A 7,474-nucleotide genomic window follows, 5' to 3' on the forward strand; every position below is an offset into this window, starting at 1 on the left:
CTTGACGCAACACCTGGACGAGCGCACGTGGCAGGTCGCTATATTCGGAACCTTTGATGTAGAAAACTACGGTGATCTGCTGTTTCCGATCATTGCCGAGGCGGAATTGGTCCGGCGCTTGGGTTCAGTCAACCTGCATCGGTTTTCCTATCACGGAAAAAATCGACCTGAATGGCCCTATGCGGTGACGTCTTTGGCGCAGTTGCCTCATGTAGCGGCTAGCCTGGATGGCGTTTTGATCGGCGGGGGCTTCCTGATCCGGTTCGATAAAGTCGTTGCCCACGGCTATGGTCCGACAACCGCCAATATCCATCACCCTACCGGTTATTGGTTGACCCCTGCGCTTATCGCGCAGCAGCACGGGGTTCCGGTCATGTGGAATGCCCCCGGGATGCATTGCAACGATATTCCCGACTGGGCCAGGCCGTTGTTGACGATGGCCCTTGAGCATAGCCAGTACGTGCGCGTCCGTGATGCGCTGTCGCGCGATGCCCTCGGTGCGCTCACCCAGCAGGCCGAGATCGAAGTGCTGCCCGATACCGCGTTCGGCTTACCCCGCCTGATCGATGAGCAGCAACCCTCGGCCGAGTTCATTCGCCTGCGTGAGCAGGCCGGGTTGAATGGGCCCTACATCGTGATCCACGCCATTCATGTGGTGGAATCTTTTGTAAAACTGTTCGAAGACCACGCCGAGGCGTTCCAGGGCTATCAGTTTTTGGTGGTGCCGATTGGTCCTGTCCTGGGGGACGATCCGTCGGTCATTGCCGGGCGCTTGCCTGGGGCCGTCACCTTGTCGTTCTGGCCGGAACCGTTGCTGATGGCGGAAATCCTCAGCCAGGCCCAAGCGGTGATCGGCCATAGTTACCACCTGGCAATCACCGCCCTGGCGTTTGGCGTCCCGGTGTTCTGCTCGGCGGACCTGACCACGGGCAAATACACGGCGTTGGCTGGGTTCGACACACTCCACGCATTGCCGGATGTGGCGACGGTCGATCCGCAATGGTTTCTCGCGCGGGTGGGCAAGACCCGCCCATCGCCCGCGGCGCTTGCGGCGGCAGATCGGTTGGTCGAGCATTGGGACCGGGTCGCGGCGATCATTCGCCAGGGCAAAACGTCGTCCCAGCCGGTGTTGGGCGCTTTTCTACAGCATCTGCCCAATCTGCTCGAAAGCGCAGCCCAGGGTCGCGACCCATTGCCGGCTGAATGTCCGGCAAGCCCCGTCGTGCCGGAGCCTGAGGTCATCGAACCGACGCCGGAGCCGGCAACACAGGCGCTCGCCCAGCAGCAACGGATTGCCCAACTCAGTCAGCAACTGGCCCTCAGTGATGCCAGGATGCTTGAGTTGCAGAACTCCAATTCATTCCGAATGACCGCACCACTGCGTTCCATCGCCCGTGGTATCAGAAACCTGACAGCGAACAAGAACAGACAATGCTAGATCTCTCTCGTCTCACGCCAGCGGCGCTAAAGTCTCATCCATTCTCATGGGCTGAAATTGGCAGTCTGTATTCGGCCGGGGATGCCGCTGCGTTGGCGGCAACCTTCCCCCATGATCACTTCAAGACGGTAAGTGGCTATGGTGGTGAAAAAAACTATGACTATGAGGCCCGCGCCCTGGTAGACATGGGCAGCCATACCATCGCTTTCCCCGAAGAACTGAGCGAGGCGTGGTTGAGGCTGGCGCAGGATCTTGGCTCGGCCGGCTATCGTGAGGCCATGTCGGAGCTGACCGGGATTGATCTGCGCAGCGTGCCGATGGAGGTCAACGTTTTTCATTACGGTCCTGGCGCGAGCCTGGGGGCCCATCCAGACCTGCCCGATAAACTGGTCACCCATATCCTGTATTTCAATGAGTCCTGGGACCGCAACGACGGCGGGTGCCTGAACATCTTGCACCGTAACGATCCCACTGCCGTGGCGGCCGAGATCGAGCCCCTGGTGGGCAACTCGGCGATCCTGGTGCGTTCGGATAACTCCTGGCATGCTGTCACGCCCGTGGTGAGCGGCTGTCATTCCTCCCGCCGCAGCCTGACGGCAACGTTCTACCGACCGGGGTCCCTCAGTTCCATGTGGCCACCGGGCGACAGCACTCCACTGCATGGATACCCACGTGCTTAAGCTCGACAGCACCTTGATCGACCGCGACGCCGCCTTGGCTCAAAGAGATGCGGCCATCAATGAGCGCGATATTGCCTTGGCAAAAGTCGACTTCCTGCAAAACACCCGTTCGTGGCGTTTCACTCGCCCCTTGCGCTCGCTGTTCCGATGGATGCGGTATGGGTTTGCCGCTACCCAGGAGTTCCCCGACACGGCCGCTGCAATCGTCTACCCGGCCGCACCGGAACCGTTGCCGAACGTTGAGGTGGAGGCTGATTTTGCCACGAAGGGACGCCTGGATATTCTCTGCTTCGCCAACATCGATTGGGCCGCACGCTTCCAGCGACCGCAGCAGTTGATGAGTCAGTTTGCGAGCAATGGTTATCGGGTGTTTTATATCGTCCCCGCCCGTGTGCCGGAACAGGGACAGCGCTATGGATTGACATCGGTGGCGCCCAATGTCTTTGAAGTGGTCCTGCAGCGCGAGGCGCAAGAGGCGTATTACGAAAAAATAGTGACGCCTGAAAATCATCAGGCGTTGCTGCGTGCCCTGGCTGCATTGGTCGCCGACATGCAGATCAGAACCGCCCTCTCGGTGGTGCATATCGCTTACTGGAGCCCCGTGGCACTCAGCCTGCGCACCCTGCATGGCTGGCGGATTCTCTATGACTGCATGGATGACTGGGACGGTTTCCCGAACATCGGCGAACAGCTGCTGAGCGAGGAAAAGACCCTGATTGCCCGGGCCGATCTGGTGACTGTCTCCGCCGCGTTGCTTTACCACAAGTGGTGCGCCCATAACCCACGCTGCGTACTGGTCCGAAACGCGGTGGATTTCGCTTTTTTTCGGCAGCACTGCTTTACCAATGATGTGCTGAACGGGCTTGTCGGGCCTGTCATTGGTTACTACGGTGCCCTGGCGCAATGGCTCGATTTTCCTTTGCTGGCGGCGTTGGCGGACAGGCGGCCAGCGTGGAACTTCGTCCTGGTGGGGGATATTTTTGTCGACGATCTGGCGGGCCTTGAGCGCAAGCCCAATGTCCAGTTGTTGGGCCGCAAGCCTTATTCGCAGATGCCGCTTTACCTGGATCATTTCGATGCCTGCCTGATTCCCTTCAGGCTCTACAACGTGACGCATGCGGTCGATCCGGTGAAGTTCTATGAGTACATCAGCGCAGGCAAGCCGGTGATCTCCACGCCTTTGACGGAGATGAGCATTTATAAGGACCTGCTGTACTTCGCCACCGGGGTCGATGAGTTCATCGAGCAGATCGAGCGTGCCTTGGCCGAGCGCGACCTGGCCCTGTACAAGCGGCGCGTGGAGCTCGCCCGAGCAAACGACTGGAAGGATCGGTTCAATAGCATGCAACTTGCTATCGTCGGGCTGTACGAGAAAGTCTCCATCGTGCTCGTGACATACAACAACCTCAACCTGACGATTCAATGTGTAAACAGCATTCTGCGCAATACCACCTGGCCCAATTACCAGCTCATTGTCGTCGACAACGGCTCGGAGGATGGTACGGGCGATTATCTTGAGCGCCTGCGCCAAGAGGTGCCGACCGCGAAGGTCATCCTCAACCCCGACAACCGAGGCTTCGCTGCGGCCAATAACCAGGGCTTGCGAGAAGCCGACGGTGACATCCTGCTGTTGCTCAATAACGACACGGTAGTGCCTGGCGGCTGGCTGGACCCGCTGGTTAGGCATTTGAGAGAGCCGAGTATCGGCTTGGTCGGGCCGGTCACGAATGCGGTAGGCAACGAAGCGAAAATCGCGATTTCCTACACCGACATTCAACAGATGCAAGATTTTGCAGACCGCTACACCGAAGCCCGCAAGGGACAGACGTTCGACATCTCGATGCTGGCGATGTTTTGTGTCGCCTTTCGCCGCAGCATCCTCGAAGAGGTGGGGTATCTGGATGAAGCATTCGGCATCGGCATGTTCGAGGACGACGACTACAGTCGTCGCGTACAGGCGGCGGGCTACCGGACGGTCTGCGCCGAAGACGCGTTTATCCATCATTACGGGCAGGCGTCGTTCAGGAAGCTGATCGCCAGTGGTGAGTACCAGGCCCTCTGGGACAAAAACCAGGCGTACTTCGAAAGCAAATGGGGGGCGTGGCAGGCCCATGTTCATCGTGACGAGCCTGGCGGGGAAACGGGGGAGAAGGCTGGGTCGCAATAAGGTCGGCACCGACACATCCAACATCATCGCAACCATGCCAAGGCTGTTTCAGCGCCCAGGCAAATCTTCATCCATCAGATGAAACGCCCGGGGAGCAAAACCAAGCCAGTCACTGGCGTGCGAATGGTCGAACACCAGGTCCTGGTTCATCCGCCCCACCAGGGCGCTTGAAAGATGTCGGTAACGTGGCAGGCAGCGCAAAATCGAAACGCCCGCGCTGAGTGCCTTGGCGGGAAGGGGCAGCGTTCGCTCCGGGCGTCCCATGGCCTGGAAGATTCGCCGCACCATCGTGTGATACGGCAAGACTTCCCCTCCTGAGAGGTTGTAGCCGCCACTGGGCAGGCCAGGTGTACTCATGGCGGACAGACACGCCTGGATCACGTCATCCCCATGCACTGGCTGGCGCAAGCCGGTACCGCCACCGATAAGCGGGAAAAATCCGAAGCGTTGAATGAAACGTGCTATTTCCGAGATGTTCTTGTCGCGGCCAAAGCCATAGATCAGGGTCGGTCGCAGGATCACCCATTCGATTTGCCGTTCGATCGCCCACTGCTCGAGTTGTTCTTCTGCACAGATCAAGCGTTGCGCCACGTCGCGCTCCCGAGCGTCAGGCGATGCGTGCTTGGCAAAGCGGCTCGTGGAGGAGAGCACGACAACGCGTTTGACGTGAGTGCTGGCAAGGCGCTCCAGGTAGTCGGGCAGCACCCAGAGGGGGGCGAATGACAGGAACGTGTCCAGCGCCAATCCGTGCCAGTCGTCAGCCTTTCGCCAGGTCACACCGGGACAGGACACCGTGGGCAGGCTTCGAGTGAAGGCGCTCGTCAGGTGGCCGGTTTGTGCCAGCAATGGCAGGGTACGCTCGCCCAGGAGGCTGGAACCGCCCAATATTCCTATCCGCAATTGAGCACTCTTATCGTAGGTTCCATGCATTTCTAAACCGGGTGGTGGCGTGGCGAAGGACCACCAGGCCGAATCGAAACCAGACCCCGATCACCACACTGATCCACAGGACGGTAGGGTACTTGCGGCGAAAGAACTTGCGATAGAAACGCAGGAATCCCAAGTGTTTGTGCCATTCGACGAAATAGGGACGATGACGACTGCAACCACCTGATACATGCATCACCCGGGCATCAGGTACGAACAGTACGCGCCAGCCGGCGTGGTGGAAGCGCATGCACCAGTCCAGGTCTTCGCAATGAAGGAAATAGTCTTCGTCCCATAAGCCGACACTCTCGATCGCTTCGCGCTTGACCAGCATGCATGCCCCGGAGATGGCCTCAACGACAATGGAGGTGCCGGGTAGCGGCTCCTTGTGCAATAAAAAATCGGATAACAGCGATGGGAAAAGTACTGAGAGCCGCGAAAGTCCGAAAGCCCGCATGAAGGCGCGCCTGGGCGTGGGGAATACCCGGCGCCCACCGGCTTGCTCGCTGCCGTCCGGGTTGCACAGGAACCCTCCGACCATGCCGATCTCCGGCGCGCTGCGCAGCGCCAGTAGCAAGTGGTCTATGGCATCGGCGGCCAGCACGGTGTCCGGGTTCAAGAAAAACAAGTTGGGGGCCGCTGACAGGCGGGCACCTTGGTTGCACGCCACGGCGAAGCCGAGGTTGGCGGCATTGCGTATGATTTGAAGCGCGTCGCCGGCAGCGTGGGTTCGCTCCACCAGCATCAGGCTATCGTCGTGGGAGTCGTTATCCACCACGATCACTCGGGAAGCGCCGGCGGCAAATGCCGACCCTACACACGCCAGTAAAAGCTTGCCAGCGTTGTAATTGACGATGATCACATCACACTCGCCACGCAGAGATGATGTGGCCCATTCATCCATAGCGAGCAGTTCCACTGCTTCCAACTTCATCACTCCATTGCTCAAACCTGGATACGTATGGGGTCGCAACTACTCAGGTCTGTATCAAAGATAGCAGGTCCGTGCCCTGCGACCAGTTCCGGCCAGCGCTTTCAGAACGTTTGCCCCAAGGAAAACTGGAATACCTGCGTATCAGCGTTATCCGGCGTTCGGACCGGAAAGGCGACGTTGGCGCTCAACGGGCCCAGCGGGCTATACCAGGTCACCCCGACCCCCACCGAGCTGGCCATCTGGCTGAGGTCGACCCCATCGCATCCCAGGGTGGTGCTCAGGTAGCACTTGTCGGAATAGACGCTGCCAACGTCCCAGAACACCGAGGTACGCAGTGATTTGTTGTCTTTGATGAAGGGCAGTGGGAACAGGTACTCCACGCCGCCGGTGATGAGTATGTTGCCGCCCAGTGACTCGGTGTCCCGGTCGGAGTAGTAGGCTTGGCCGGCGCTGGCATAGGTGCCGGTGGCCGGCGTGTTGCGCGGGCCGAGGGTGCCGCTTTCAAAGCCGCGCACAGAGCCTTCGCCACCGGCGGTGTAGTTTTCATAGAACGGCAGGCCGTCGGTCGAACCGTAGCTATTGCCGTAGCCGAGTTTGGTGTGTAAACGCAGCGAGGTGGCGTCGGTGACCGGCAGGAAGGCCTGCCCGGTGTAGTCGATCTTGTAGAAGCTCAGATCACTGCCAGGCACCGTCGCCATCAGGTTAAGGCTTTGCGAATGCCCCCGAGTGGCCAGCACGCCTTTGTTCAGGGTTGATTCGGACCAGCCGAGATTTGCCTTGAAGTTGGTGAAGTCCTTGCCTTCACGCTCGATGAAATCGTAGATCTCATCGGCGCTGTAGGTCCCCGGTTCGATGCTGTCATGTTGCACCGTCACGCCGAAATTCAACCGTGAGGTTTCATTGATCGGGTAGCCGAGGGAGGTGCCGGCGCCGTAGCTATTGATGGAATAGTACGAATAATCGTCATCGTAATATTCGTTGTAGTCAGTGGCGTTGTAGAACAGGTTGTAACCCAGGCTCACGCCGTCTGGCGTGAAGTAGGGGTCGGTAAAGCCGATGTTGTACTTGCTTTGGTAGGACGAGCGGGTCAGGCCCAGGCTGGCGGAGTTGCCGGTGCCGAGAAAGTTGTTCTGGGTGATCGAGCCGCCAAGGATCAGGCCGGCGCTTTGCGAGAAGCCGACGCTGGCGCTGATCGAGCCGGAAGCCTGCTCTTCGACGCTGTAGTTCACATCGACCTGGTCATCGACACCGGGCACTGCCGGGGTCTCGACGTTGACTTCCTTGAAGAAACCCAGGCGCTCCAGGCGGGTCTTGGACTGGTCGATCAG

Annotated in this window: 5 protein-coding genes and 1 pseudogene; 3 read left to right on the top strand and 3 right to left on the bottom strand. The window is 59.3% G+C overall.

Features of this window, described 5'->3' with window-relative positions:
- Positions 1-76: 76 nt before the first annotated feature.
- The 3 genes and pseudogenes from BLO97_RS32045 to BLO97_RS22700 form a co-directional block, all read left to right on the top strand.
- Positions 77-1,438 (top strand): annotated as a pseudogene (locus BLO97_RS32045) (polysaccharide pyruvyl transferase family protein); the annotation flags it as partial.
- Positions 1,432-2,118 carry a 2OG-Fe(II) oxygenase gene (locus BLO97_RS22695; RefSeq protein ID WP_170862013.1) on the top strand — a complete coding sequence of 229 codons (687 nt, stop codon included), beginning with the start codon at positions 1,432-1,434 and terminating at the stop codon, positions 2,116-2,118. The pseudogene BLO97_RS32045 and the gene BLO97_RS22695, both read left to right, overlap by 7 nt.
- Positions 2,111-4,285 carry a glycosyltransferase gene (locus tag BLO97_RS22700; RefSeq protein WP_092348312.1) on the top strand — a complete coding sequence of 725 codons (2,175 nt, stop codon included), beginning with the start codon at positions 2,111-2,113 and terminating at the stop codon, positions 4,283-4,285. The genes BLO97_RS22695 and BLO97_RS22700 overlap by 8 nt, the downstream gene beginning before the upstream one ends.
- A gap of 48 nt (positions 4,286-4,333) precedes the next feature.
- Here the strand turns inward: BLO97_RS22700 and BLO97_RS22705 are convergent, their stop codons facing one another.
- The 3 genes from BLO97_RS22705 to bamA all read right to left on the bottom strand — a co-directional run.
- The gene (locus tag BLO97_RS22705) at positions 4,334-5,170 is read right to left on the bottom strand and encodes an NAD-dependent epimerase/dehydratase family protein (protein WP_218189624.1); all 837 of its coding nucleotides are present in this window, start codon (positions 5,168-5,170) and stop codon (positions 4,334-4,336) included.
- 25 nt (positions 5,171-5,195) lie between these two features.
- Positions 5,196-6,140 carry a glycosyltransferase family 2 protein gene (locus tag BLO97_RS22710; RefSeq protein ID WP_092348317.1) on the bottom strand — a complete coding sequence of 315 codons (945 nt, stop codon included), beginning with the start codon at positions 6,138-6,140 and terminating at the stop codon, positions 5,196-5,198.
- A 107-nt stretch (positions 6,141-6,247) separates the two neighbouring features.
- The coding region (bamA, locus tag BLO97_RS22715) for an outer membrane protein assembly factor BamA (RefSeq protein WP_092348315.1) at positions 6,248-7,474 on the bottom strand (1,227 nt) is incomplete at its 5' end.

Origin of the sequence: Pseudomonas sp. NFACC05-1 (assembly GCF_900100135.1) — a bacterium.
GTDB classification, from domain to species: Bacteria; Pseudomonadota; Gammaproteobacteria; order Pseudomonadales; family Pseudomonadaceae; genus Aquipseudomonas; species Aquipseudomonas fluorescens_Q.